Source organism: Bradyrhizobium sp. 63_E2_N1_3 (genome assembly GCF_052076005.1).
Taxonomy (GTDB): domain Bacteria; phylum Pseudomonadota; class Alphaproteobacteria; order Rhizobiales; family Xanthobacteraceae; genus Bradyrhizobium; species Bradyrhizobium barranii.
The window spans coordinates 4,052,165-4,078,480 of sequence record NZ_CP197235.1; the positions used below are offsets into that span (position 1 = coordinate 4,052,165).

The following is a 26,316-nucleotide window of genomic DNA, read 5'->3' on the forward strand; positions in this document are numbered from 1 at the left end:
GGGCAAAGGCGCGCCCTTGCGCGCCGTGCCCGCCATGATCGTGCGATGGATCAAATTGGTGGGCACGCTTCGCTTTGCCCGTCCAACGATCACCTGAAATGCGCTACACTTCCTTCCATGGAATGGACCGACGAAGGCATCGTGCTGGGCGTGCGGCGGCATGGCGAGAGCAGCGCCATCGTCGAGCTGCTGACGCGTGCGCACGGCCGGCATCTCGGCCTCGTGCGCGGTGGCGCCGGTTCGCGGATGCGGCCGCTCTTGCAGCCCGGCAACAGCGTCGGTGTGGTGTGGCGGGCGCGGCTCGACGAGCATCTCGGCACCTATGCGATTGAGGGCCTCAAGCTGCGCGCGGCGACGCTGCTGGGATCCTCCCACGGCGTCTATGGCGTCACCCATCTCGCCTCGATTGCGCGGCTGCTGCCGGAGCGCGATCCGCACGAAGACATCTTTGCGATGCTCGAACACTCGCTCGATGATTTCGACGATATCGGCAGTGCCGCTGTGCACCTCATCCATTTCGAGCTGGCGATGCTCGCCGAGCTCGGATTCGGGCTCGCGCTGGAAAACTGCGCGGTGACCGGCGAGACCACGGACCTGATCTATGTTTCGCCGAAATCCGGCGGCGCGGTGTCGCGCGGGGCCGGCGAACCGTGGCGCGACCGGCTGTTGCGCCTGCCGCCGTTCCTGCGTCGTGGCGAGGCCGCGAGCGACCTCACCGACCAGGATCTCCAGGACGGCTTCCGGCTCACCGGCCTGTTCCTGCTGCGCCATGTGCTGGAGCCCCGCGGCCAGGGCCATTCTGACGCGCGCGCCGGCTTCATCAATGCGCTGACGCGGCAGCAGGCGAAGGCGGCTATTCCGGCGCCATGACCTGAGGGCGCCTCTGCCTTGCCCGCGGGCATGATATTTCCCGGGAACGAAATCCCCCTGGCTGAATTGGCCCTCGCAGGGTTCCACAACGGGGACAGCCAAAAAATGTTGATCAAGGGATTCGCCGTGTCGGCGGCGTTGCTTGCGTTCGCGCCTGACGCCGTGGCTGGCGAGCCGCAACCGGGTGTCTTTCGCCGGGCATCCTGCACCGTGATCCGGTATTACGTGGCGAAATATTCCGCTGCGGCCGCAGAGAGTTGGGCGCGGTCCAAGGGGGCAACGGAGGCCGAAATCGAGGTCGCCCGGCGTTGCCTGACGAATGCGCCGGTCACCGCGCAAGCCAAGACCCAGCATCCAGTGACCGCCGGCTGGGCAGGGCAATAGCCGCCCACAGGGAACCAATCGATCCTTGCCCGATTCGCTTCCACGGTTTAACCGGGCGGCATGGGAAAACGATTGATTCCGCCGGAGGAACCGGCCGAAATTCACGAGGTGCCGCTGCGTGAGGCGCTGGAAGAGCGCTATCTCGCCTATGCGCTCTCCACCATCATGCACCGCGCGCTGCCGGATGCGCGCGACGGCCTGAAGCCGGTGCACCGGCGCATCCTCTACGGCATGCGCCTGCTCAGGCTCGACCCCGGCACGGCGTTCAAGAAATCCGCCAAGATCGTCGGCGACGTGATGGGCTCGTTCCATCCGCATGGCGACCAGGCGATCTACGACGCCATGGTACGCCTCGCGCAGGATTTCTCCTCGCGCTACCCGCTGGTCGACGGCCAAGGCAATTTTGGCAATATCGACGGCGATAACCCGGCTGCCTACCGCTACACTGAAGCGCGCATGACCGACGTGGCGCGGCTTCTGCTCGAGGGCATCGACGAGGACGGCGTCGAGTTCCGGCCCAACTACGACGGCCAGTCGAAAGAGCCGGTCGTGCTGCCCGGCGGCTTTCCGAACCTGCTTGCCAACGGCGCGCAAGGCATCGCGGTCGGCATGGCGACCTCGATCCCGCCGCACAACGCGGCCGAGCTCTGCGACGCCGCGCTGCACCTGATCGAGAAGCCCGACGCGAAATCCAAGGCGTTGCTGAAGTGGGTGAAGGGCCCGGATTTCCCGACCGGCGGCATCTGCGTCGATTCCAAGCAGGCGATCGCTGAAGCCTATGCGACCGGTCGCGGCTCGTTCCGTGTTCGCGCTCGATGGGAGCAGGAAGAGGGTACGCGCGGCACCTGGGTCGTCGTCGTCACCGAGATTCCCTTCCTGGTGCAGAAGTCGCGCCTGATCGAGAAGGTCGCCGAGCTGCTGGACCAGAAGAAGCTGCCGCTGGTCGGCGACATCAGGGACGAGTCGGCCGAAGACGTCCGCATCGTGATCGAGCCGAAGTCGAAGAACGTCGATCCCGCCCTGATGATGGAATCGTTGTTCCGGCTGACCGAGCTCGAAAACAAGATTCCGCTGAACCTCAACGTGCTGATCAAGGGCCGCATCCCCAAGGTGGTGGGGCTCGCGGAGTGCCTGCGCGAATGGCTCGACCATCTGCGCGACGTCCTGATCCGCCGGACCAACTTCCGCAAGACGCAGATCGAGCACCGGCTCGAAGTTCTGGGCGGTTTGTTGATCGCGTACTTGAACCTCGACGAGGTGATCAGGATCATCCGCACCGTGGACGAGCCGAAGCCGGCGCTGATCAAGGCGTTCAAGCTTACCGAGGTGCAGGCCGAAGCCATCCTGAACATGCGCCTGCGCTCCTTGCGCAAGCTCGAGGAAATGGAGATCCGCACCGAGGACAAGAACCTCCGCGCCGAGCTCAAGGGCATCAACGCGGTGCTCGCCTCGGAGCCGGAGCAGTGGAAGAAGGTCGGCGAGCAGGTCGGCAAGGTCCGCGACATGTTCGGACCGAAGACGCCGCTCGGCAAGCGCCGCACCACCTTTGCGGATGCGCCCGAGCACGACCTCGCCGCAATGGAAGAAGCCCTCGTCGAGCGCGAGCCGGTGACGGTCGTGGTCTCCGACAAGGGCTGGATCCGTACCATGAAGGGCCATGTCGAGGATCTCTCGGGGCTGGCCTTCAAGCAGGACGACAAGCTCGGCTTTGCCTTCTTCGCGGAGACGACCTCGAAGCTGCTGCTGTTCGCCACCAACGGCAAATTCTACTCGCTCGATGTCGCAAAGCTTCCGGGCGGTCGCGGCCATGGCGAGCCGATCCGTCTGTTCATCGACCTCGAGCAGGAGGCCGCCCCCGTTGCGCTGTTCGTCAACAAGGGCGGGCGCAAATTCCTGGTCGCGAGCCACGAGGGCCAGGGCTTCGTCGTCAACGAGGACGATTGCGTCGGCACCACCAAGAAAGGCAAGCAGGTCCTCAACGTCGACATGCCGAACGAGGCGCGCACGGTCACCGAGGTGATCGGCGACACCGTCGCGGTCATCGGCGAGAACCGCAAGATGCTGATCTTCCCGCTCGACCAGGTGCCGGAGATGGCCCGCGGTCGCGGCGTGCGCCTGCAGAAGTACAAGGACGCTGGCCTCTCGGACATCGCCGTGTTCGAGGCCAAGGCGGGCCTGACCTGGAAGGACTCCGCTGGCCGCGAATTCTCCGCGACCATGAAGGAGCTCGCGGAGTGGCAAGGCACCCGCGCGGATGCCGGCCGCCTGCCGCCGAAGGGTTTCCCGAAGTCGAACAAGTTCGGCCGGGGGATCGAGTAGGGCGGCTCACGCCACAACACCGGTGTCATGCCCCGGCTTGACCGGGGCATCTAGTACGCCGCAGCCTCTCGGTTCGATCACGCCCGTCTCTGGAATACTGGATCGCCCGGTCAAGGCCGGGCGATGACAGCGAGAGTGTGGCGCGCAAACGCGTGGCAGATAGCCGTGAGCGCATAAGTGCCTCTGCCGATCGGGCACGAACATTGCTTTTTCCTGGTGACTGCGAACGTTTCAGTCAAAAGGCAAAAACACACCAATGTTCAAACTGAAGGCTTTTATTCCGGCGCTGTTCGGCCTCGCGCTGGTCGCGGCGCCCGCGCATGCGGCGGGCAATCTTGTCGCAGTGCTCGAGGCGGAGATCGTCACGCTCGATCCGCATTTTTCCACGGCCTACATTTCGCGCACGTTTGGCTACATGGTGTTCGACACGCTCTTTGCGAAAGACTCCAAGGGCGACATCAAGCCGCAGATGGTGCAGGACTGGAAAGTCTCATCCGACGGATTGACCTATACGTTCACGCTGCGCGACGGCCTGAAATGGCATGACGGCCAGCCGGTCACGGCGGCCGATTGCGTGGCGTCGCTGCGCCGCTGGGGCACCCGCAGCGCGCTCGGCCGTCGCATCTTCGCGATCACGGCCTCGCTCGAGCCAACGGATGCGAAAACCTTCGTGCTGACGCTGAAGGAGCCGTCCGGCCTCGTGATCGATGCGCTCGGCAATCCCGTCAGCCCGGTCGCTTTCATGATGCCCGAGCGCATCGCGAAAACACCCGGCGACCAGCGCATCACGGAGATCATCGGTTCCGGCCCGTTCGTCTACAGCAAGGCCTATCACCGCACCGGCGATCGCATGATCCTGAAGAAATTCGCCGACTATGTGCCGCGCCCCGAGCCCGCCGATTTCCTCGCCGGCGGCAAGCGCGTCGGCATCGACACGCTCGAGATCCGCGTCATCCCTGATGGTGCGACCGCCGCGTCCGCGCTGCAGGCCGGGGAGGTCGACTTCATGCAATATGCGCCGTTCGATCTGTTGCTGCAGCTGGAAAAGAATTCCCGCGTCAAGCTGGTCAATTTCACCGGCGGCAACATGTTCGCCGGCGCCTATCGTCTCAACGCCGCATCGAAGCCGTTTGATGATCCGGAAATTCGCCGCGTGCTGTGGAAGCTGGTCGACCAGCGCGAGGTGCTGGATGCGCTCGGGCTCGATGCCAAATACGCCGCTCCCTGCGCGACGTTCTTCACCTGCGGCACCACCTATGAGAGCAAGGCGGGCACGGAAGCGGCCGTGAAGACGTCGATTGAAGCGGCGAAAGCCGCGCTGAAGGCGACCAAATATGCCGGCGAGCCCGTGGTCGTCATGGAAGCCAACGACCTCGAAGCCCCGCGCGTCTCGGCGCAGGTGCTGGCTGAGCGGCTGAAGCAGGCCGGGTTCAACGTCGATCTCCAGGTGATGGACTGGGCGAGCGTGCTGGCGCGCCGCGCCAAGAAGGAGGGCTGGAGCGTCTATGGCGTCCACGCCGGCGGTTTTGATCTGGGCTCGCCGCTGACCAACGTCATGGTCGCCTTCAACTGCGCCGACTTCACCGGCTGGCAATGCGATGCGCGCATCACACCCTTGATGGAGGCCTTCGCCAAGGCGCCTGCCGAGGAGGATCGCAAGAAGATCGCCGGCGAGATTCAGAGCGTCATGTACGATCAGGCGCCCGCGATCCCGTGGGGCCAGTTTGCGCAGCCGGCGGCCTATCGCGCCACCCTGCGTGGTCTGATACCGTCCGCCATCCCGGTGTTCTGGAACGTTGAGAAGTAACGCGATGTACGATGTCATTGTTGTCGGCGGCGGCTCTGCCGGCGCCGCTGTTGCGGCACGGCTTTCCGAGGATCCCGCACGGCGTGTTCTGCTGCTCGAGGCGGGGCTGGACTGGCGCGCCGACGAGGCGCCCTGGGAGGTGATGACGCCAAATCCGATCCCGATCATCCACAAGCGCGAGTACCAGGAGAAATGGCAATGGCCCGATCTTCTGACGCGCCGGGTGGCCGGGCAGGAGGCGCGCTTCTACTGGCGCGGCAAGGGGCTTGGCGGCTCATCGATGATGAACGGCCAGATCGCCATCCGCGGCGTCGCCGACGCGTTCGACGAATGGGCCGCCGGTGGCTGCACCGGCTGGTCGGCCAAGGACGTGATGCCGCTGTTCTCGGTGATCGAGGATGATTTGGAATTTGGTGACGCCCCCGGCCATGGACGCGGCGGACCGCTGCCGGTCTATCGCGCTCCGCCCGAGAAGTGGGGCCCGATCGATCGCGGCCTGCGCGATGCGGCGCTGGCGAGCGGCTATCCCTGGTGCGCCGACCTCAACGGTCCTGATGGCGAGGGCGTCGCCTGCTATCCCATCAACAGCCGCGACAGCCGCCGCATCACGACCAACGAGGGCTACCTCGAGCCGGCGCGCGGCCGTGCCAATCTCGAGATTCGCGGGCATGCGCTGGTCGATCGCGTGCTGATCAGCGACGGCCGGGCGACCGGCCTTCGTGTTCACATCGAAGGGCAGGGCACCCACGAGATCAGCGCGCGCCAGATCGTGCTGTGCGCCGGCGCCATCCACAGTCCGGCGATCCTGCTGCGTTCAGGCATCGGACCGGCGGATGAGCTGAAGGCGATGGGGATCGCGGTCGAGCGCGATCTGCCGGTCGGCCGCCACTTCTTCGACCACCCGCTGTTTCGCGCCACGATCCAGCTCCACGAAAACCTGCGGCCGACCGATCCGGACACCCGCCACACCAATTGCTGCGTGACCTATTCCTCCGGCCTCGCCGATGGCGGCAAGCGCGACATGATCCTGATCGCGTTCAACCACCGCGGCATCGGCGTGCCCGGAGCGATCGGCGCCGGCCTGTTCAACGCCTATTCGCGCGGCACGCTCAAGCTGGCTTCGACCGATCCGGCGATCGATCCCATCGTCGAGGAGAACATGCTCGCCGATCCCCGCGACATGCTGCGCATGATGGACGCGGTGAAACGGCTGGCCGTGATCACCTCGCAGCCGGCGCTTTCAGGCATTGCCGATTGGATCAGGCTGACCGACACCGATCTGACGCTGCCGCAAGCTGCGGCCTTGCCGGATCACGAGCTCGATGCGCTGCTGCGCCGCGAGACCGGAGACATCCAGCATGCCGCCGGCAGTTGCCGCATGAGCGGCGTTAACGACGCTGACGGCGTGGTCAACCCTGATGGCACCGTGAAGGGTATCTCGGGCCTACGCGTCGCCGACGCATCGATCATGCCGTCCGATTGCCGCGCCAACACCCACTTCACGACGGTGGTGATCGGCGAGGCGATTGCGCGGATGATGATGCGTTAGCGCTAGAAGTGATAGTTCACGCCTGCCGTCACTGCGTGAATGCGATCCTTCAGGCTGAAGATGTTGACGGTCGTGCCGGCCCCATTGCTCAGGAACGCGCTGTGGTCGCCGAAGTCGTAATAGTCGTATTCGAAAACCGCGGACCAATGCGGTGCGAACGCCCAGTCGACGCCGGTGCCGGCGGTCCAGCCGGTTCGGGTGCTGGCTCCGCTGGGATTGACGGGGACGCCGCCAGCGGGCGTGAAGGCCTCGTCCAGCTTTTCACGCGTCCAGGCGCCGCCGCCCCGAACGAACACCAGCCAGCGATCAGCGAACGCGTAGCCGAGCCGCGCGGTGGCCGAGGCCAGGAAGTCGTTGCTCATCGTGAACTGGCTGGGGACGACGACGCCGGTCACGAGGTTTCTGACGGTGCCGGCGCGCGAGTTGCGGAGGCTGCTCCAGGCAGCACGGCCTTCGGCACCCACGACCCATCTGGTCGCGAATTGATAGTCGCAGCCGACCTGTCCGCCCCCAACGAAGCCTGTTGAACTGAAGGAGACAGAGTTTCCAAGCGAGTTGGTGGTCCGGTCGTCACTGACGACACCGCCGACGTGTGCGCCGACGTAGCAACCGGTCCAGGTGAAGGGGGTGGGCGCGAGGGGAGGTGCCTTCACCGCCAGATCAGCCGCCAAGGCCGCGCTGGAAAATCCCAATGCCAAAAGCCCGCCCACCCAAGCGACCGCGAAACGCCCCATGTCAGTCCCCATTCCCGCCTGCGACAACTTGGCACATGTCTGCCAGAAATGCCGCTGCTCGGGAAAGTGCAATTCGCATGATGTGCACAATTTGGGGTAGAGCCGTGGCGCAAATGTCACGCTCGGATCCGATGCACGCGGCGAGCATGACGGCTCGTTGACGTCGATGCTGATTTTGCCTGGTGCCATCGAAGGTGAACCACTTCACAGCGGTCACAGCGGGGTCGTGCTAGCATTCGACAGTGCTGGCTGACCCAGCACCATGGCCGGAGTTCGGCTCAAATTACGCCATGCCCGATAAGCGCTGGCGGTTCGCATTTTCAGACGCTGTTCCCGCAATGAAGGGAGGTCTGGCAATGAGCGACACTCCAAAACCCGTGCCCGCCGACGAGTCGGCTCAGGCGGACCTTGCAGATTCTGAAGCTCCGGCGCCCGCATCCGGATTCGCCAAACGGCTGGAATCGTTCTTCGAGGTGATTCCATTTCTTGGCGGCGTTTTCATCGTGGTCCTCAGCGTGGAGCCGCTCCGCAATTTCATCTGGGACTCACGCCAGGTGATCATCCCGATCGTGTTGTTCGCCGCTGTCGTCATCCCGACGATCTTGCTGATGCCGATCGGGCAGCGATGGCTGAGAGAGAGCAAGGCGTCCACACGTGCGGGGCTCTTCATATTCTTCATGCTGGTGCTGGTGTCGATCGTGGCCATTGTTGCCTCGCTCGGCAAATTCTACCAGTACACGGTGCTGCGCGGCGTGTTCCTGGCCGTGGTGTGCCTGCTGCCCGGCGCAATGTGGTATCTCTTCGTCGGAACGCGCAAGGCGAGCCTGCTGAACGAATACCTGGTCAATCTCGATCGTCTGGGGCTGTTGCGCCAGGTGCGGAACGAGGATGCGGCGATCCGGGGACGTCGCGTTCAGGGGTATCTTCAGAAGTTCGAAGCCATCTATGGCGAGCTTGCGCCGAACGTCTATGCGGATGTGCTGAGCGGCCGTCTCGGCAAATATTCAAGGGCGGATACCGGCGGCGTGACGACACTCTCGACTGCGACGGTCCCGGTCTTGCTCGCCACGGTGCTGATTTCGCTCGGCTGGTTTGTCACGCTGCCGCCGTATCAGGCCGACGTTGTCTTCACCGTGAGTCCGGGCGTGCAGGCGCTGACGCCGTCGGGCACGCCGGTCCAGCTCGCGTTCCTCGGCGCCTATTTCTTCTCGCTCCAGATGCTGTTTCGCCGCTACGTCCTGGAGGATCTCGGTGGCAGCGCCTATGTCGCGGTGTCGCTGCGCATCATTCTGGCCGTCATCGGGATCTGGACCTTCACGGCTGTGTCTAGCGCGAACGACCGTCTGCTTCTGCTCGCCGGCTTCGTCTTCGGCGTATTCCCGCGCGTGCTCTGGCAGGTCGTGGAGCAGATGTTCAAGAAGGCGGCGGGCCTCATCTTGCCGAGCATGGTCTCAGAATTGCCGATCAGCGATCTCGATGGTCTCACCGTCTGGCACGAGGTCAGGCTCGAGGAGGAGGACATCGAGAACGTCCCGAATATGGCGACTGCCGACATCGTCGAGCTCCTGCTCAACACGCGCCTTCCGCCGGAGCGGATCATCGACTGGACCGACCAGGCCATCCTCTACACGCAGCTCGGGCCGCAGCCCAAGCCGAAGGAAGGAGGCAGCGCACGCGAAAAGCTACGCACGCACGGTATCCGCACGGCGAGCTCGCTGCTGTGGGCTTCGTGGCAGGCGCGACTCCAGGGAAGGTCCGAGGAGTTCGATCGGATTCTGCAGGGGGCCGATGGCGCCAGCGCGATGCCGGCGCTGGAGGACTCGCTCCGCACCAATTCGAATCTCGATCTGATCGAGCAGTGGCGCGGCACCTGCGATGCCGCGCAGCGTCCCTCGGCGCAGCCGGGCGCGGAGCAACCGTCGCGCCTGCTCGAGCCGCGCGACGGAGAGTTCGACCCCGGTCGTGCGGCTGCCGCGGCCTAGATCAGGCCCACCAGCCTTAGCACCACGCCCGCGGCGCAGCTGCCGGCGAGCACGGTGAGCATGCCGAGCTTGAAGCGGAAGATCGCGGTCGCGGCCGCGATCGACAGCAGCAGCGCCGGGACGTCAACGCTCGTCAGCACCGGCCTGTCGAAGGCGAACGGGAAAGCGTGCACCGGTACGGTCTCGCGGAACAGCGTGTGCAGCGCGAACCAGATCGAGAGGTTGAGGATCACACCGACGACGGCGGCGGTGATCGCGCTGAGTGCGCCGGCGAGGCCCGTGTTGCCGCGCAGGCGCTCGATGTAGGGGGCGCCGACGAAGATCCAGAGGAAGCAGGGGGTGAACGTGACCCAGGTCGCAAGCAATCCGCCGAGCGTCGCTGCAAGCATCGGCGACAGGCCGCTTGGATCGCGATAGGCGGCCATGAAGCCAACGAACTGAAGCACCATGATCAACGGCCCTGGGGTGGTCTCGGCCATGCCGAGACCGTCGAGCATCTCGTGCGGCTTCAGCCAGTGATAATGCTCGACCGCCTGCTGCGCCACATAGGCCAGCACCGCATAAGCACCGCCGAAAGTGACCAGCGCCATCTTGGAGAAGAACAGCGCGATCTGGCTGAACACGCTGGCCTGCCCGAGAATCAAAAGCAGCGCGATCACCGGCACCAGCCAGAGCGCGAGCCATAGCGCACCGACGCGGATCGCGCGCGCGGTGTTGGGGCGCACATGCTCGGGAACGGCTTCGCCGAGCATGCTGTCGATCACGGCGGTGCTGCCGCCGGGACCGTGAGCCGCCGGGGCAAACTCCGGGCGGCCGGCCCGCGCGCCGACATACCCGATCACGCCGGCGGCGATGATGATGATCGGGAAGGGGACCGCGAAGAAGAAGATCGCGACGAAGGCGATTGCGGCGAGCCCAATCATGATGCGGTTCTTAAGCGCGCGCTTGCCGACGCGCACCACGGCTTCGAGGACGATGGTCAGCACGGCCGCCTTCAGCCCGAAGAACAGCGCCTCGACGAAGCTGACATTGCCGAAAGCCGCGTAGATGTAGCTGAGGCCCATGATCGCGATGATGCCGGGCAGGATGAAGAGCCCGCCCGCCATCAGCCCGCCGGCGGTGCGATGCATCAGCCAGCCGACATAGGTGGCCAGCTGCTGCGCCTCCGGTCCGGGCAAGAGCATGCAGTAGTTCAGCGCATGCAGGAATCGGCCTTCGGAGATCCAGTTCTTCTCCTCGACCAGGATGCGATGCATCACCGCGATCTGGCCCGCGGGGCCGCCAAAGCTCAGGCAGGCGACGCGGAGCCAGACACGGAAGGCTTCGCCGAAGTTGATGCCGTGACCGGCATCAGCTCCCGTTTGATTGGCGCGGGTGTCCATCACGCCTTCACCTTGTTGGTCGGCCAATTGTGGGTCTCGGCCGTAGCGTCGCGGCACCAGCGGTAGAAGGCGTCGTAGAGCGTCATGCCGGCTTCGAGCTGTTCAAGATCGTCGTCGTACATCCGCGACAGCCCGAGCGAGGCCGCGAGCAGGCCGGGCGCTTCCGGCGCGAGGTCGGGCCGCGCGGTGTCGGCGCCGCGGACCAGCGTGGCGAGCCGCAGCAGGGGCGGTGTTGCGATCCCGAACTCCTCGATCATCACGTCGAAGGTGCAGAGCTCGCCGCGGTGACTCCAGAACACGTTCTCGATGTCGAACGGCGCCGCGTTGAAACGCTCGCCCACGGCGACCACTTCAGAGGGCGCGACGAACAGGAACACCGCGTTGGGATCGACGAAGCGGCGGATCAACCAGGGGCAGGCGATGCGGTCGACCTTCGGCCGGGCCCGCGTCACCCAGACGGTGCGGCCCTTGGCGTCGCGCGGCGGCAGTTTTGCAGCATCGACCAGCGGCAGCTTTGCGTTCTTCCAGCCCTCGAAACCGCCTTCCAGCGTCTCGGCCTGCACGCCGAGCTGGCGCAGCCAGGCGGCCGTGCCCTGTGCGAGCTTTTCGCCGCGCAGGCAGGCGACGATGGCGGAACGGCCGGAGAATTCGCCGCCCCAATCCGGAACGTTGTCGTGGCTGAGCTTGATCGAGCCGGGAATCAGTCGCCGGTCGGCGGCAAAATCCTCGTCCGTGCGCACGTCGATCAGGACAGGGGCGTTCGCCGTGCCGATCAGCCGTGCCAATTTGTCAGATGATATCGTTGTGTAGGAAGACATGATGCGCCCTCGTAAGAACAAACGGGACGCGATACTTGGGCTTGTCGCCTCGTGGGGAGATCGCTCAATCCCCATGAGCGTCATTACAACGAAACCGCCCCGGGCTGTCAATCGGCTCGTTGACTTGATTTTGCCCGGACATTCCGCAGGTCTATATTGCGGGTCAACGGACCGGACCTTTCGGAGACTTTTCGATGCATTCCCATTCGACCGAGCAATGGACCCATGACCACGTCTTTCTGGGCGAGAAGCACGATGAGAACGAGCGGCGCACCTGGCTCGTGGTCGTCCTGACGCTGGTGATGATGGTCGGCGAGATCGTTGCCGGCTCGCTGTTCGGCTCGATGGCGCTTTTGGCCGACGGCTGGCACATGGGCACGCATGCGGCCGCGCTTGGCATTGCCGCCTTTGCCTACCGCTTCGCGCGCCGGCATCTGGGGAATGCGCATTTCACCTTCGGCACGGGCAAGTTCGGCGATCTCGCCGCCTTCTCCAGCGCGATCATCCTGGGTCTGATCGCGGTCGAGATCGCCTATGAGAGCGTGCTGCGTCTGTTCACGCCGGTGCCGATCGTCTATGGCGAGGCCATCGCGGTCGCCGCCCTCGGCCTCTGCGTCAACCTCGCCAGCGCGTGGTTGCTGCGCGACAGCCATGATCACCATCATCACGGACATGACCACGGCCATGACTACGGCCATGACTACGGCCTTGGGCATGCGCATGATGATCACGACGATCACGGTCATCACCACCATCATCACGACAACAATCTTCGTGCGGCCTATGTCCACGTCATGGCCGATGCGGCGACCTCGGTGCTGGCGATCGCAGCGCTGGTGGTCGCGATGTATTCGGGATGGGTCTGGGCCGATCCGGCCGTCGGCCTGATCGGCAGCGCCGTGATCGCGAGCTGGGCGTTCGGCCTGGTCAAGTCATCAGGCGCGGTGCTGCTCGACGTGCGCGCCGACGAGAAGCTCGAACGCACCATCCGCGCGCGGATGGAAGTCGGCGAGGACCGCGTCACCGACCTGCATCTCTGGCAGGTCGGCCCCGGCCATTGCGCCGTGCTGGTCTCGGTGGTGTCGGACAAGCCGAAGCAGCCGGCCGTCTATAAGAAGCGGCTCGCCGGGCTGAAGGGCCTGAGCCACGTCACGGTCGAGGTCGAGACCTGCCCGCATTGATGTGATCTGCCGAAACGGAATTCGGCGGCGCGGCCGGGGTTGATCCTCGGTCGCAGCCATACACGGCTCTGCAAGAGGGACCAAGGATGATGCCCAGGATCAAGTTTGCTCTCGCCGTCGCCGCGCTGGCTCTGTCCGGCCACGCGGCCGTTGCGCAGTCCGAGAAATCGGGCGTCGAAAAGCTCTACGTCCTCAATTGCGGGGAGGGCACCGCCGGCGATATCTCGCGCTGGACGCCCGGCCTGAACGAGGGCAAGGCGATGGATTTCGTCGACAGCTGCTATCTCATCAAGCACAGCAGCAAGGGCTGGTTTCTGTGGGACACCGGCATCGCCGATGCCGTCGCCGCCATGCCGAATGGCCTTGTCCCCGCCGATCCCAAGGCCGTCACCTGGCGCCGGCCGAAGACGTTGGCCGCCCAGCTCGAACAGCTCGGCCTCAAGCCGGATGACGTCAAGGCGATGGCGGTGTCGCACACGCATCCTGATCACACCGGCAATGTCGAGCTGTTCCCGCAGGCCATGCTCTACGTGCAGAAGGCCGAATATGACTGGCCCGGCGCCAACAACGAACCGCGCTTCAAGCCCTCGCACCCGGTCGAGTTGCTCGCGGGTGACAAGGACGTGTTCGGCGACGGCAGCGTGACCATCCTGTCGACGCCCGGCCACACGCCGGGACACCAGTCGCTGCTGGTGAAACTGCCGAAAACCGGTGCTTTGGTGCTGTCGGGCGATGCCGTCCACTTCAAGGACAATTGGGACAACCGCCGCGTCCCCAGCATGAACGCCAACAAGGACCAGAGCGCGGCGTCGATGCAGAAGATCGCCGACACGCTGACCAAGGAGAAGGCACAGCTCTGGATCAACCACGACAAGGCCCAGCGCGACAGTCAGAAGATGGCGCCTGAGTTTTACGACTAGCGTTTGCGCCGAGGCTGCTGCCATGACGCTGGCAGCAGCAGCGTGCTACGGCCCGGGAAAGCTCCGCGACAGGAGATGATCGTGGGAGAGTGGGCCGGGGTTGCGATCGCGCTGGCGTCGAGCAGCCTCGGCGGCACCGCCGCGGCGATCACCCGCTATCTCGTCGGCGGCGCCGATCCGGTTCTGCTGGCGATCCTGCGCTGGGGGATCGGCTTTCTCTGCCTGTTGCCGTGTGCGCTCCTGCTCGGCGTGCGCTGGCCGCAGCGACCCGACTGGCCGGCCGTGGCGCTGCTCGGCATCTGCTTCTTCGGCCTGTTCTTCATCCTCTACAATATCGCGGTGTCCTACACGACCGCCGCGCGCGCCAGTCTCGCGCTGGCGACGCTGCCGCTCCACACCATGGTCGTCGGTGCGATCCTCGGCGTCGAGCGGCTGACGGCGCGCAAGATCATTGGTGTTGGCATCGCCGTGCTCGGTGTGACAGCCGCGTTGGCAGCGGGGCTCGCCCAGAGCCCGCCCGGCGCCTGGCGCGGCGAGTTGATCATGACCGGTGCCGTGTTCTGCATGGCGTTCTACAACGTGCTGTCGCGCCCGCTGATGCAGCGCTCCAGCGCATTGGGTTTTCTCACCGTCGGCATGGGCGCGGGCGCCGCCGTGCTGGTGCTGGCGGGGCTCGTGAAGGGTAGCTTTGCGGCGCTCGATCACTTCACGACAGCGCAGTGGATTGCCGGCATCTATCTCGGCATCGGCGGCGGCGCGCTCGCCTTCATCCTCTGGGTGATGGCGCTGGCGCGGGCGACGCCGACCCGCGTTGCCAATACCATGACGGTCAATCCGATTGCCGCGACCTTGCTGGCGGCGCTGCTCATCGGCGAGCCGATCACGGCAAACCTTCTGATCGGGCTGGTTGCTGTGTTCGCCGGCATCTTTATCGCGACCAGCCAGGCGAAGCCGGCCTAGCTGCGCGGTGCCGTGACCGGGGGCGGGCTGGCGTCCGGTATCTTCTTCGGCTTGAGCGTGCCGGCGTAGAACGAGAGCAGCCAGACCAGGATGATGGCGAGGAGATAGACGCCCCAGGCCTGCGGCGGCGTGGTTGCCCAGCGCAGCAGGCCTTTGAAGGTGTGGGGCGGGCTGTTGTCTTCGCTCATGGCCCGCTTGTGCGCGAAAGCGGCTGCGCGGTCAATCCGGCCGCCGCTCGGTGCGGATCAGGAACAGCGCCGCCAGCGCCGAGAGGCTGAGTGCGGAGGAGACCATCAGCACCTTGGCGCCCATGACGTCGATGAGCAGGCCGAAGGCCAGCGGCGCCACCGCCTGCGCCATCCGTGCCGGCGCGCCGATGATGCCGAGGCGGTAGCCGAAATCCTTCGGGCCGAAGATCGACAGCGGCAGCGTGCCGCGCGCGATCGTGAGAATGCCGTTGCCCGAGCCGTGGAGCAGCGCAAACGCGCTTGCGGCGGGGGCGCCGAAGATGGCGAGGATTGCGGCGCCGAGCGGGTGGGTGACGCAGGCAAGGCGCGTCGACCACAGCGGATGGAAGCGGCTCAGAAAGCCCGCTTCGAGAATGCGCGCGGCCACCTGTGCCGGGCCGATCAGCGCGCCGGCGGCGATGGCCTCGACATGCGTCGCGCCCGTGGCCTCCAGCAGGCGCGGGAAATGGACGGCCATTGCGCCGGTGACGGTCCAGACCGCCGCGAACACGAAGGCGAGCAGCACCATGGTGCGGTCGAGCGGCAAATGCGGCTTCTCGGCCGTCGCCGCGGCCTGCCTGGCGCCCTTGATCGCCGGCAGCACGAAGAAGTTCAGGGGCAGGCCGATCAGGAGATTGGCGGCCGCCCAGGCAAAACAGGTCTCGCGCCAGCCGATATGGGACAGGCCCCAGGCGGTGAGGGGCCAGCCGACGGTGGAGGCGAAGCCTGCCATCAGCGTGATGCCGGTGATTGGCCTGCGCGCCTCGGTGCCGTAGATGCGGCTCAGCGCGGCGAAGGCGGCGTCATAGAGCCCCATCGCCATGCCGATGCCGAGCACGAGCCAGGCGAACGCCATCACCGCCAATGAGTGCGAGAGGCCGAGCAGGACGAGACCCGCGGCCATCGTCAGGTTCGAGACCGACAGCACCTGCCGGCCCCCGAACAGATCGATCTGCCGCCCGATGCGCGGGCCGAGCATCGCCGAGATCACGAGTGAGGCCGAGAACGCGCCAAAGATCCAGTTGGAGGAGACGCCGAGGTCGCGCGCCATGGGATCGGCGAGCAGCGCCGGCAGGTAGTAGCTGGAAGCCCAGGCCAGGGTCTGCGTGGTGCCGAGCGCCAGGATGATTGGAAGCTGGCGCTGGCTCATGTTGGTGCGAATCTGGTCTCGGTGTGCGGCGGTGTCATCGGTTGCATTTGCGGCCCGTGGCGAGAGTGCGTCAACAGCGTCCGCGACATATTCGATCTGCTGCGGACGGGAGCCCTGGTTGCGCACGGTTCGCGCGTGGCCTTTCGCTCGTCACGAATGCACGCCATAATGGCGCATGCAATTGACCTCGCGCCTCGCGCTGATGAACTGGCTGACCGGCCAGGGGCTCACGGGCCTGCCCGAAAACGAGCTGCTCCGCGGCTTCTGCGAGCGCTGCCGCGCCGAAGGGCTGGAACTCTCGCGCGGGCTCGTCGTGATCGACACGCTGCATCCGATCTATGAGGGCCGCGGCTTCCGCTGGAGCGACCGTCCCAGCAACGAGAGCGACGCGTTCGAATACGGCTCGACTGCCGAGGGCGACGCGGCCAGGAGCTGGCGCCGCTCGGTGTTCTTCCACATGCTCGAGCACGGCAACGACGAGATGGTGATTGATCTCGCCGATGCGCCCTCGATGGATTTCTCGCAGATCGGCGAGCTCGCGGAAAAAGGCCACAAGCACTATCTCGCCTTCGTGCATCGCTTCGGCGAGAACGGCGCGCTCGGCCTGATGGATTGCCTCTATTCCTGCTGGACCACGCGCCGCGACAGCGGCTTCTCCGAACCCGAGCTCGAAGCTCTGCGCGATCTCGTGCCGGTGCTGGGGCTCGCGATCAAGTCGGCGCAGCAGGTCGACATCGCGCGAACCCTCGGCCGCGTCTATCTCGGCCGCGATGCCTCCGCGCAGGTGCTGGGCGGGCGCATCACGCGCGGCGTCACCGAGCGCATCAACGCCGTGCTGTGGTATTCGGATTTGCGCGGCTCGACCGGGATCAGCGAGAGCATCGGCCCCGACGAGATCATCCCGTTCCTCAACGACTATGCCCAGGCCGTGATCGACGCGATCCACGATGCCGGCGGCGACGTCCTGAAGCTGATCGGCGATGGCGTGCTCGCGATGTTCTGGGGGGAGGACATGTCGGACGCGCGGCGCGCTGCGCTGCGCGCTGAGCATCTGTTCCGCAAGAACGTCGCTGCGCTGAACAAGCGGCGGGAGGCCGACGGCCGTCCCACGACGTCGGCCTATATCGGCCTGCATGTCGGCGAGGTCTTTTACGGCAATATCGGCAGCGCGGACCGGCTCGACTTCACCGTCGTCGGCCCCACCGTCAACGAGGTCAGTCGCATCGCCTCGATGAGCCGCTCGGTCGACCGCGAGCTGCTGGCCTCGGCCGAGTTCTACAAGGGCCTGGACGCCACCGGCCGTCGCTACCTCGTCTCCACCGGACGCTACGCGCTGCGCGGCATCGGCCGCGCGCAGGACCTCTACACGCTCGATCCTGAGGTCGATACGAGCGAGCCGGTGACCGGGAGCTACGAGCGATATCTGGCGAATTAGCGGCGGATCGCAGGGGCCGAGACATTGGGCGTTTTCGTTCGATCCTTGGCGGGCCATTGTTCGGAAAGCGGCGGCATCGAAGTCTCCTTGCCGGTCATGCGCTCAATTGCGACGGCGTAGACGGTGATGATGTCGAGCCGCGGGAAGAACCCCTTCGGTCGCGTCGTGTCTGGCTTGCCGTATTTGGCCATCAACGTTTCGCAGAACCGCTGCTTGATGCCCGTGTCGCCCACGACCCTGATGCGGCCGAACAGGCATATGCTTCGATAGGCGAGACCGGAATCGCATTCGAACCGGCCATAGTCGAAGACACCTTCGTGCTCATCGATCTCGATGCAGACGCGGGGATCTCGCTCGATGTTTGCGCGCAGATGTCCCCGGGCGGCCGTCGTGTGCAGATACACCTCACCGTCGAGCCAGAGATAGAGGAGCGGGATACAGTAGGGAAAGCCGTCCTCGCTGACTGTCGCAAGATGGCCAGCATATCCGCGTGCCAGCATCTCCAGGATCCGCTCCTGCGACATGGCGCGGTCCTCGCGACGGATTTGCGGTGAACTCATGGTGCAAGACGCTCCGCGCCGCGATCCGAATGAGCGGACATTTCAGGTTTCCTTGTTATCCGAAACAGGATAGAAAAATAGTGGTCTTGAGCAAAGGTCCACTTGGTCCTAATGCGGCATACCACTTCTCGACGTGCGGCTCACCCTGTCGGACGAGGACCCGTGAAGAGCAGGCAGAGCTGGGCAGAACTCTATTCCTTCAGCGTCGACCGTACTGCGGAGGCGCCGGTATTCCGCCAGATCTACCTCGAACTACGATCGGCAATTCTGTCCGGAGCGCTTCGTCCGGCGGCCAAGTTGCCCTCGACGCGCGACCTTGCGGCGCAGCTCGGCGTCTCGCGTACCGCGGTTGTTTCGGCTTTCGAGCAGCTGCTGGCCGAAGGTTATGCCTTCGGCCGGAAGGGGGCGGGGACTTACGTTGCGTCCGATCTGCCTGAACCGTTTGCCGCGCCTCATGGCCGCAAGACGCGGACGGCACCGGCCGCGGCAGGCGTGGCCTCCTTTCACGGCCTCGGCGATTTCGTCGATGTGACGACGCAGAATGACGAGCGTCCCTTCAACCTGGGTCGCACGCTGTTGGATGCACGTAGCGCCGAATTGTGGCGCAAACTGACGGCGCGCACGCTGCGATCGTTTGAGCGACATCATCTCGGCTATGGCGATCCGCGTGGTTTGCTGGAGCTGCGCAAGTCGGTTTGCGACTATCTTCGGGCCGCACGCGGCGTGCGCTGCGAGGTCGACCAGATCGTGATCACCGCCGGCACGCAGCAAGCCGTGGACATCGTCGCACGTGTCATGCCCGGGCCGGACAAGGAGGTCTGGATCGAAGACCCCGGCTATACCCTGACCCGTCTTACGCTCGCTGCGTCGGGCGCGAAGGTTTGCGCCATCCCGGTTGACCAGCACGGCGTCAACGTCACGGAAGGGATCCGCCGCGCCCCGAAGGCGCGCGCAGTTTTCATAACGGCCTCGCATCAGTTTCCGACAGGCGTTCCCCTGTCGATGGCGCGCCGCCTCGAACTTCTCGCCTGGGCCCGCGAGTCCGGCGCCTGGATCATCGAGGACGATTACGCCAGCGAATTCCGCTACGGCGGCCGTCCCCTCGCTTCGCTTCAGGGCCTGGATGAGGCCGGCCGTGTCATTTACGTCGGAACTCTCAACAAGGCGCTCTTCCCGGGACTGCGGCTTGGCTACGCCGTGCTACCACACCCGCTGGTGCGGAATTTCGTTGCCGCGCGCTATCTGATCGACCGTCAACCGTCGAGCCTCTGCCAATCCGTTGCCGCGGCCTTCATGGAAGAGGGGCATTTCGCAGCCCACATCCGCAGAATGCGGGAAGTGTACCGCCGCCAGCGCGATACAATGGTTGCGGCACTGAGGCGGCGCCTGGGCGACCATTTGTCGGTCGAGCCGCCGGACCAGGGCATGCACCTGGTTGCCTACACGCGACGGGGACTGTCCGACGTGAAGATCGAACGGGCCGCTCGCGACCACGGCGTCACCGTTCGCGCGATGAGCCGCCACTATATCGAGGCCCCGGCGCAGTCGGCGCTGATGCTGGGCTTCAGCGGCTACCCGCAGCAGACCATTGCGCCGGCGGTTGCCCGACTGGCGCGGGCCATCGCCACTGATTGCGTACCGGACTAGCACCGCGCCGGCACTTCGTCGCCCACCATGGCCGGCTGCCGATCCAGCGCCACGGCGGGAGAGAGCCAGATCACCAGCGCCTGCACGCCGAACACCGCGGCTGCGAGATACAGGCAGGCCTCTGCGCTCCAGAGGCCGCCGACGATCGCGCCAAGCGCCGAGCCGAGCGGGCGGGCGCCGTAGCTCATAATGTTGATGGCGGAGACGCGTCCGAGCAGGCGCGGCGGCGTCACGGATTGGCGCAGGGTCGTGGTCGAAATCACCCACAGGATCGGCCCGACGCCGAGCAGGAAGAAGCTCAAGGCCGCGAGCCAGGGCGAGGGGACCAGCACCGTCAGCGCCATCACCACCGCAGCGACGAAACCCGTGACCGGGCCAAGGCCGACCACCGTGCCGAAGGCGATGCGCTTCATCACGCGCGTGGCGAACAGCGCGCCGATCACCATGCCGACGCCGTACATCGTCAGCACGGTGCCGACGCCTGCGGCGGTCAGGCCGAGATGGCGTACCGCATAGGGCACGAACACGGCGATCTGGAGGAACCAGCCGGTGTTGAAGATGAACTGGGTGATGAACACCGGCCGCAGCAGCGGATGGTGGAACACGAAGGCCGCGCCCTCGCGGATGTCCTGGAACGGATGGCGCCGCGGCGAGGGCGTCCGGGTGGGCTCGTAGATGCCGGAGAGCAGCACGACCGCGACGGCCGAAAGCGCCGCGGCGAAGCCGAAGGCCGGGCTCGCGCCCCACCAGCCGACCAGTGCGCCGCCGAGCGCAGGCCCGCTTGCAAAGGCGATGGTGCGGGCGAGCTCGATGCGGGCATTTGCCGACGGCAAGAGCTCCGCGCTCACCAGCGAGGGCACCAGGGCCGGCGCCGCCACGCTGTAGACGACCGTGCCGCATACGGCGGCAAAGCCGAGCAGAGCCAGCAGCGGCAAATTGAGCGCGCCAAGTGTAAGCAGCAGCACGATGGCCGCCAGCGCGACCGCGCGCAGCGCTTCGGCACCCGCCATCAGCGAGCGGCGGGAGATGCGGTCGGCGAGCAGGCCGGCCGGAATGGCGAACAGGACGAAGGGCAGGGTGAGGGCGGTCTGGAGCAGGCCGGTCTGGCCTTCCGCAACACCCAGCGTGAGCACGGCGACGATCGGGGCCGCGGCCAGCGCGATCTGCTCGGCCGATTGCGCCGCCAAGTTGGACCAGGCGAGGCGGTTGAAGGTGTCGGGGAGGCGAAGCGGGTTTGACATGGCGCATTTCCTGCAAAGTCGTGTTGGCGCCAGTATCCGCCCCCGAGGACGGCCAAACCCACCCGCTTCCCGACAGGGCGGCGGATAACCGCCACGTCGGGAACTCATGCGGCTAGATGCAGTTGCAAATGAGTTGCAATAAGATTCGACTTCGGTATTCTCCTCCTATGGATGCTCGCTCGCCCGATTTGACCCAAGATGCCGCCGGCTGGCGCACTGATGCGCCTGCTACCAAGAGCCTCGCCGAGGTGAACGCCACGATCGCCATCCCCACGGCGGGGGTGTGGTGGCGGCGATTCCTCGCCTTTGTCGGCCCCGGCTACCTGGTCTCGGTCGGCTACATGGACCCCGGCAACTGGGCGACCGACCTCGCCGGAGGGTCGAAGTTCGGCTACACGCTGCTTTCGGTCATCCTGCTCTCGAATTTGATGGCGATCCTGCTCCAGTCGCTTGCGGCGCGGCTCGGCATCGTCACCGACCGCGACCTCGCGCAGGCCTGCCGCGCGACCTATTCGCCGGCGGTGAACTTCCTGCTCTGGCTCGCCTGCGAGGCGGCGATCATCGCCTGCGATCTCGCCGAGGTCATCGGCACAGCGATTGCGCTCAAACTGCTGTTCGGCATTCCCCTGATCGGCGGCGCGCTGCTTGCCGCGCTCGATGCGTTCCTGCTGCTGCTCCTGATGAACCGCGGCTTTCGCTTCCTCGAAGCGTTCGTCATCGCGATGCTTGTCGTGATCGCGGTCTGCTTCGTGGTCCAGATCGTGGCCGCCGCGCCGCCGATGGCGGAAGTCCTGCACGGCTTTATGCCGAAGACCGAGATCTTCACCAACCCGGAAATGCTCTACATCGCGATCGGCATCATCGGCGCGACCGTGATGCCGCATAATCTCTATCTGCACTCCTCGATCGTGCAGACGCGTGCCTATGAGCGCAACGACACCGGCCGGCGCGAAGCGATCAAATGGGCGACGACGGACTCGACCATCGCCCTGATGCTGGCACTGTTCATCAATGCCGCGATCCTTGTCGTGGCAGCCGCGACCTTCCACAAGAGCGGCCATTCCGACGTCGCCGAAATCGGGCAGGCCTTCGAGCTGTTGTCGCCGCTGCTCGGCCTCGGTATCGCCTCGACGCTGTTTGCGATTGCGCTGCTCGCCTCGGGCCTGAACTCGACGGTGACGGCGACGCTTGCCGGCCAGATCGTGATGGAGGGGTTTCTCGACCTGCGCCTGCCGAGCTGGGCACGCCGATTGCTGACGCGCGGCATCGCCATCGTGCCGGTGATCGTCGTCACCGCGATCTATGGCGAGCGCGGCACGGCCGATCTGCTGGTGTTCAGCCAGGTCGTGCTATCGATGCAGCTGCCCTTCGCCGTCATCCCGCTGGTGCGCTTCGTCTCGGATCGGCGCAAGATGGGGAAGTTCGCGATACCGCCATACGTCGCCGCGATCGCGTGGATCGTCGCGGGCATCATCGTGATTTTGAACGTGAAGTTGCTGGTGGATACGCTGTTCGGGTGAGTGTTCGCCCAACACACCGCCGTCGTCGCCCGGCTTGACCGGGCGACCCAGTATTCCAGAGACGGTTGTGATTGAGCCGAGAAGCCGCGGCGTACTGGATGCCCCGGTCAAGCCGGGGCATGACAGCGAGCTAGTCCTGCGGCTCTGACGTCGCGTCACCTTGCGCATCGATGCGCAGCCAGCCTGACGGCGCAAGGCGCTGCTGCGGCAGGAAGCGGGCCTTGTAGTCCATCTTCTTCGAGCCCTCGATCCAGTAGCCGAGATAGACGTAAGGCAGCCCCTGGCGGCGGGCGCGGGCGATGTGGTCGAGGATCATGAAGGTGCCCATCGACCGGCTGACCTGGCTCGGCTCGAAGAACGAATAGACCATCGACAGGCCGTCGCTGAGCACGTCGGTCAGCGCCACCGCGATCAGCTCCTCGCCGCGGCCGGTGATACCGCTGTCGGGGCCGCGCTTGCGGTACTCGATGATGCGGGTCTCGACATGGCTGTCCTCGACCATCATGGCGTAGTCGAGCACGGTCATGTCGGCCATGCCGCCATGGCGGTGGCGGGAGTCGAGATAGGCGCGGAACACCGAATATTGCTCGGAGGTCGGCACCGCACTGCGCTGCTCGCCGATGATGTCGGCGTTGCGCGCGATCACCTTGCGGAAGTTTCGGGAGGGGCGGAATTCGTTGGCGACCACCCGGACGGAGACGCAGGCGCGGCACTGGTCACAGGCCGGCCGGTAGGCGATCGACTGGCTGCGGCGGAACCCGCCATGGGTCAGGAGGTCGTTGAGGTCGCCCGCGCGCTCCCCCACGAGGTGCGTAAACACCTTGCGCTCATGCCGGCCCGGCAGATACGGGCAGGGAGAGGGCGCCGTGAGGTAAAATTGGGGGGTGTCGCGCGAGTGCTGGGTCAAGGGACGTCGTGGGCCTCCAAAGTGGGCATTAACATCGCGCTACGAAGGCCCCCGGTCAATCGGTCTACTCGGCAGGTCAGATCACTCAGTTTAGTCGGTCCTGGTTGATAGGTTCTTGATCATCAGGCTCTCAGTAGGTCCTTGCGGCCTGCGGCACGGGCGCGCGGACAGAATTGTTGATCACGACCGTTCCCAGCACGACATCATGCAGCAGGCGCCGGCGGCCGTTGAACAGCCCAACCAGCACCACGAAAGGTGTCAGGAACGAGACCGTCACCCAGAACAGCACGGCATGGGTGGCGCCGAGCACGAAATAGCCGGGCGCGCCGTACCAGGTGCGCAACTCCAGATCCATCAGGCGCATGCCGATCGTCGCGGACGACGGACCGCCGATGCAGGCACCGTAATAGACGATCGCCCAAACAACGGAGGCCGGCCAGGCCAGCCAGAACAGCGCCCAGCCGATGCCGAGCGTGACGATGCCAAACAGCGCGATGAAGATGTAGCCGAGGATCACGGGAACGGAGATCACGACCATGTCGATCAGGAACGCGAACGCCCGCCGCGTTGCCACGCCACGGAACAATTCCGGGTGCAGATAGGGATCGAAGGCGTGCGGTTGCATGGCGCCGTCATTGCGCCAGGCATTGCCCGAGTCCGAATACGACATAGTCCGTTCTCCCAAGGGAAACTCCCGTGGCAGGACATGGGAGCAAGTCATCCCCGTGCCAAGGGCGTGCGGGCGTCAACAAGCCGAAATATTCCGGCAATTCGGGGGCGGGGCTGTTACCGCTGTCGTTCAGGGAAGGCGTCGTAGGGTGGGCAAAGGCGCGTTAGCGCCGTGCCCACCATCGTTCCGCGATCGCTAGCTGGCATGGTGGGCACGCTTCCGCCTTCGCTCTTCGAGCTACGGCGGACAAGCCGCTTGGCCCATCCCGCGATACCTTACGTTTGGCTCCGCAGCTTCTCCGCCACCTTCGGCGCAAAATAGCTGAGCACGCCGTCGGCGCCGGCGCGCTTGAACGCCAACAGGCTCTCCATCATCGCGCGCTCGCCGTCGAGCCAGCCATTGTTGGCGGCCGCTGCGATCATCGCGTATTCGCCGGAGACCTGGTAGGCGAAGGTCGGCATCGCAAAGGTGTCCTTCACGCGCCGGACCACGTCGAGATAGGGCATGCCGGGCTTCACCATCACCATGTCGGCGCCCTCGGAGATGTCGAGATCGACCTCGCGCAGCGCCTCGTCGGTGTTGGCGCTGTCCATCTGGTAGGTGCGCTTGTCGCCGGTGAGCGTCTTGGCCGAACCGATGGCGTCGCGGAACGGGCCGTAGAAGGCGGAGGCGTACTTTGCCGCATAGGCCATGATCTGCACGTCGAGCAGGCCAGAGCGGTCCAGCCCCTCGCGGATCGCGGCGACGCGGCCGTCCATCATGTCGGAGGGCGCGATGATGTCGCAGCCGGCTTCGGCCTGGACCAGCGCCTGACGCACCAGCACGGCGACCGTCTCGTCGTTCAAAATCTTGCCGTCGGAGATCAGGCCGTCATGGCCGTGGCTGGTGAAGGGATCGAGCGCGACGTCGCAGAGGATGCCGATGTCAGGAAACTCCTTCTTGATCGCGCGCACCGCCTGGCAGACCAGGTTGTTCGGATTGGTCGCCTCGGAGCCTTCCTCGTCGCGCAGGGACGGGTCGGTGTAGGGAAACAGCGCGAGGCAGGGGATGGTGAGCTTCATGGCGCGCTCGGCCTCGCGCACGGCCTGGTCGACGCTGAGGCGGTCGACGCCCGGCATCGAGGCGATCTGCTCGCGCTTGTTGTTGCCGTCGATCAGGAACAGCGGCCAGATCAGATCGTCGGTGGTCAGCACGTTCTCGCGCACCATGCGCCGGGCCCATTCGGCCTTGCGGTTGCGGCGCGGGCGGACGGCCAGATCGAGGGCAGGGGAGGCACTGGCGCCATCCCGGCGCGAAACCTCGCGCAATTCGATCGGACGTCCGTATTTGATCGCCATCATTCTTCCTCCGGCTGGAATTATTCTTATACCAGCTCGCATGGTTCCCGCCACCGCGGCTTGACCTGCCGCAAGGCAAAATTGAGGTCACTCGGGCAGCCGATTGATTTTGCGGGGCGAAGCAGCCAGAAGGGGACCATGTCCGAAATCTCCACCCGCGATGCGGCCCGCGACGGCGCCAGTGCCAGGGACGCCGCCAGAGACAACGCCAGAGACAACGCGATGTCGGTGGCGGCGATCTCGTCGGAGCGCCCCGAGTCCGACGACAATGTCTGGACGCGCCGGCTCGTGCTGTTCCTGCGCGTGATGGCGCTGCTGTCGATTCTGAAGGGCCTCTATCACTGGGCCCAGGTCACCGGCTTCGTCGGCGGCGAGGACGAGGCGTTCGAGAACCAGTCGATGGCCTGGCAGGCCGCCACCGTCTATTTCGCCGTGATCGAGCTCGTTGCCGCGGTCGGCCTCTGGCTCGCGACGCCGTGGGGCGCGGTGGTGTGGCTGACGACCGTCGTGTCGATGGCGGTGATCGAACTGATGTTCCCGGGCATCTACGGCGGCAGCCTGATCGTCGTCGGTGTCGAAGCCTTCATGCTCGCCGCCTATCTCGCGCTCGCCTGGATGGCCGCGCGCGAGCGGCCGCCGTAGCGCGCTTACGATTTCAACGCACACTCACACTCTCTCGTGCCCCGGACGCAGCGCAGCACGCAGTGATGCGCTGC

At 65.5% G+C, this 26,316-nt stretch carries 23 protein-coding genes; 13 read left to right on the forward strand and 10 right to left on the reverse strand.

The window, feature by feature from the left end:
- The first annotated feature begins 117 nt into the window (after window positions 1-117).
- The 5 genes from recO to AB7531_RS19190 all read left to right on the forward strand — a co-directional run bounded on the left by recO (window position 118) and on the right by AB7531_RS19190 (window position 6,929).
- Complete coding sequence (gene recO / locus AB7531_RS19170; RefSeq protein WP_063982836.1) at window positions 118-870, forward strand: DNA repair protein RecO; 753 nt, start codon at window positions 118-120, stop codon at window positions 868-870.
- Window positions 871-975: 105 nt separating this feature from the next.
- Window positions 976-1,254, forward strand: a complete 279-nt coding sequence (locus tag AB7531_RS19175; protein ID WP_063986321.1) for a hypothetical protein — start codon at window positions 976-978, stop codon at window positions 1,252-1,254.
- A 60-nt stretch (window positions 1,255-1,314) separates the two neighbouring features.
- Window positions 1,315-3,573 carry a DNA topoisomerase IV subunit A gene (parC, locus tag AB7531_RS19180; protein WP_063982837.1) on the forward strand — a complete coding sequence of 753 codons (2,259 nt, stop codon included), beginning with the start codon at window positions 1,315-1,317 and terminating at the stop codon, window positions 3,571-3,573.
- A gap of 256 nt (window positions 3,574-3,829) precedes the next feature.
- Window positions 3,830-5,380, forward strand: coding sequence for an ABC transporter substrate-binding protein (locus AB7531_RS19185; protein ID WP_441280034.1), 1,551 nt, complete (start codon window positions 3,830-3,832; stop codon window positions 5,378-5,380).
- Window positions 5,381-5,384: 4 nt separating this feature from the next.
- Window positions 5,385-6,929: a GMC family oxidoreductase gene (locus tag AB7531_RS19190; RefSeq protein WP_063982839.1), complete on the forward strand. Its 1,545-nt coding sequence runs from the start codon at window positions 5,385-5,387 to the stop codon at window positions 6,927-6,929.
- 2 nt (window positions 6,930-6,931) lie between these two features.
- Here the strand turns inward: AB7531_RS19190 and AB7531_RS19195 are convergent, their stop codons facing one another.
- Entirely contained in the window at window positions 6,932-7,663 is a 732-nt protein-coding gene (locus tag AB7531_RS19195) for an outer membrane protein (RefSeq protein ID WP_231142121.1), read from the reverse strand.
- A 356-nt stretch (window positions 7,664-8,019) separates the two neighbouring features.
- On the opposite strand from AB7531_RS19195, the gene AB7531_RS19200 reads away from it, so the two are divergent.
- Entirely contained in the window at window positions 8,020-9,645 is a 1,626-nt protein-coding gene (locus AB7531_RS19200; protein WP_063982840.1) for a hypothetical protein, read from the forward strand.
- Here the strand turns inward: AB7531_RS19200 and chrA are convergent.
- Complete coding sequence (gene chrA / locus AB7531_RS19205; RefSeq protein ID WP_063982841.1) at window positions 9,642-11,027, reverse strand: chromate efflux transporter; 1,386 nt, start codon at window positions 11,025-11,027, stop codon at window positions 9,642-9,644. The two genes, AB7531_RS19200 and chrA, sit on opposite strands and share 4 nt — an antisense overlap.
- The gene (locus AB7531_RS19210) at window positions 11,027-11,845 is read right to left on the reverse strand and encodes a chromate resistance protein ChrB domain-containing protein (protein WP_063982842.1); all 819 of its coding nucleotides are present in this window, start codon (window positions 11,843-11,845) and stop codon (window positions 11,027-11,029) included. The genes chrA and AB7531_RS19210 overlap by 1 nt, the downstream gene beginning before the upstream one ends.
- A 194-nt stretch (window positions 11,846-12,039) precedes the next feature.
- Here AB7531_RS19210 and dmeF point away from each other — a divergent pair, with 194 nt between their 5' ends.
- The 3 genes from dmeF to AB7531_RS19225 all read left to right on the forward strand — a co-directional run bounded on the left by dmeF (window position 12,040) and on the right by AB7531_RS19225 (window position 14,906).
- On the forward strand, window positions 12,040-13,026 hold the full coding sequence (gene dmeF, locus AB7531_RS19215) for a CDF family Co(II)/Ni(II) efflux transporter DmeF (protein ID WP_063982843.1): 987 nt from the start codon (window positions 12,040-12,042) through the stop codon (window positions 13,024-13,026).
- An 86-nt stretch (window positions 13,027-13,112) separates the two neighbouring features.
- The gene (locus AB7531_RS19220; protein ID WP_063982844.1) at window positions 13,113-13,946 is read left to right on the forward strand and encodes an N-acyl homoserine lactonase family protein; all 834 of its coding nucleotides are present in this window, start codon (window positions 13,113-13,115) and stop codon (window positions 13,944-13,946) included.
- Between the two features lie 81 nt (window positions 13,947-14,027).
- Complete coding sequence (locus AB7531_RS19225) at window positions 14,028-14,906, forward strand: DMT family transporter (RefSeq protein WP_063986323.1); 879 nt, start codon at window positions 14,028-14,030, stop codon at window positions 14,904-14,906.
- Here the strand turns inward: AB7531_RS19225 and AB7531_RS19230 are convergent.
- Window positions 14,903-15,094, reverse strand: a complete 192-nt coding sequence (locus AB7531_RS19230; RefSeq protein WP_063982845.1) for a hypothetical protein — start codon at window positions 15,092-15,094, stop codon at window positions 14,903-14,905. The genes AB7531_RS19225 and AB7531_RS19230 overlap by 4 nt on opposite strands.
- 31 nt (window positions 15,095-15,125) lie before the next feature.
- Window positions 15,126-16,283, reverse strand: coding sequence for an MFS transporter (locus AB7531_RS19235; protein ID WP_063986324.1), 1,158 nt, complete (start codon window positions 16,281-16,283; stop codon window positions 15,126-15,128).
- Between the two features lie 175 nt (window positions 16,284-16,458).
- Between AB7531_RS19235 and AB7531_RS19240 the strand changes: the two genes are divergently transcribed.
- On the forward strand, window positions 16,459-17,718 hold the full coding sequence (locus AB7531_RS19240) for an adenylate/guanylate cyclase domain-containing protein (RefSeq protein ID WP_063982846.1): 1,260 nt from the start codon (window positions 16,459-16,461) through the stop codon (window positions 17,716-17,718).
- On the opposite strand, the gene AB7531_RS19245 is transcribed toward AB7531_RS19240, so the two are convergent.
- On the reverse strand, window positions 17,715-18,278 hold the full coding sequence (locus AB7531_RS19245; protein WP_063982847.1) for a pyridoxamine 5'-phosphate oxidase family protein: 564 nt from the start codon (window positions 18,276-18,278) through the stop codon (window positions 17,715-17,717). The genes AB7531_RS19240 and AB7531_RS19245 overlap by 4 nt on opposite strands.
- 162 nt (window positions 18,279-18,440) lie before the next feature.
- On the opposite strand from AB7531_RS19245, the gene pdxR reads away from it, so the two are divergent.
- Complete coding sequence (gene pdxR / locus AB7531_RS19250) at window positions 18,441-19,925, forward strand: MocR-like pyridoxine biosynthesis transcription factor PdxR (RefSeq protein ID WP_063982848.1); 1,485 nt, start codon at window positions 18,441-18,443, stop codon at window positions 19,923-19,925.
- Here pdxR and AB7531_RS19255 read toward each other — a convergent pair.
- On the reverse strand, window positions 19,922-21,166 hold the full coding sequence (locus tag AB7531_RS19255; protein ID WP_063982849.1) for an MFS transporter: 1,245 nt from the start codon (window positions 21,164-21,166) through the stop codon (window positions 19,922-19,924). The genes pdxR and AB7531_RS19255 overlap by 4 nt on opposite strands.
- Window positions 21,167-21,333: 167 nt before the next feature.
- On the opposite strand from AB7531_RS19255, the gene AB7531_RS19260 reads away from it, so the two are divergent.
- Complete coding sequence (locus AB7531_RS19260; RefSeq protein WP_063982850.1) at window positions 21,334-22,686, forward strand: Nramp family divalent metal transporter; 1,353 nt, start codon at window positions 21,334-21,336, stop codon at window positions 22,684-22,686.
- A gap of 130 nt (window positions 22,687-22,816) precedes the next feature.
- Here AB7531_RS19260 and AB7531_RS19265 read toward each other — a convergent pair whose 3' ends face one another.
- The 3 genes from AB7531_RS19265 to hemB all read right to left on the reverse strand — a co-directional run bounded on the left by AB7531_RS19265 (window position 22,817) and on the right by hemB (window position 25,600).
- Window positions 22,817-23,593, reverse strand: a complete 777-nt coding sequence (locus tag AB7531_RS19265; protein WP_014494765.1) for an arginyltransferase — start codon at window positions 23,591-23,593, stop codon at window positions 22,817-22,819.
- A 130-nt stretch (window positions 23,594-23,723) separates the two neighbouring features.
- Entirely contained in the window at window positions 23,724-24,263 is a 540-nt protein-coding gene (locus AB7531_RS19270; protein ID WP_063982851.1) for an RDD family protein, read from the reverse strand.
- A gap of 275 nt (window positions 24,264-24,538) precedes the next feature.
- Window positions 24,539-25,600 (reverse strand): porphobilinogen synthase, encoded by a 1,062-nt coding sequence (hemB, locus tag AB7531_RS19275; protein WP_063986325.1) that lies wholly within the window; start codon window positions 25,598-25,600, stop codon window positions 24,539-24,541.
- Between the two features lie 138 nt (window positions 25,601-25,738).
- Here hemB and AB7531_RS19280 point away from each other — a divergent pair, with 138 nt between their 5' ends.
- Window positions 25,739-26,242 carry a DUF6163 family protein gene (locus AB7531_RS19280; protein WP_028155097.1) on the forward strand — a complete coding sequence of 168 codons (504 nt, stop codon included), beginning with the start codon at window positions 25,739-25,741 and terminating at the stop codon, window positions 26,240-26,242.
- Window positions 26,243-26,316: the final 74 nt, after the last annotated feature.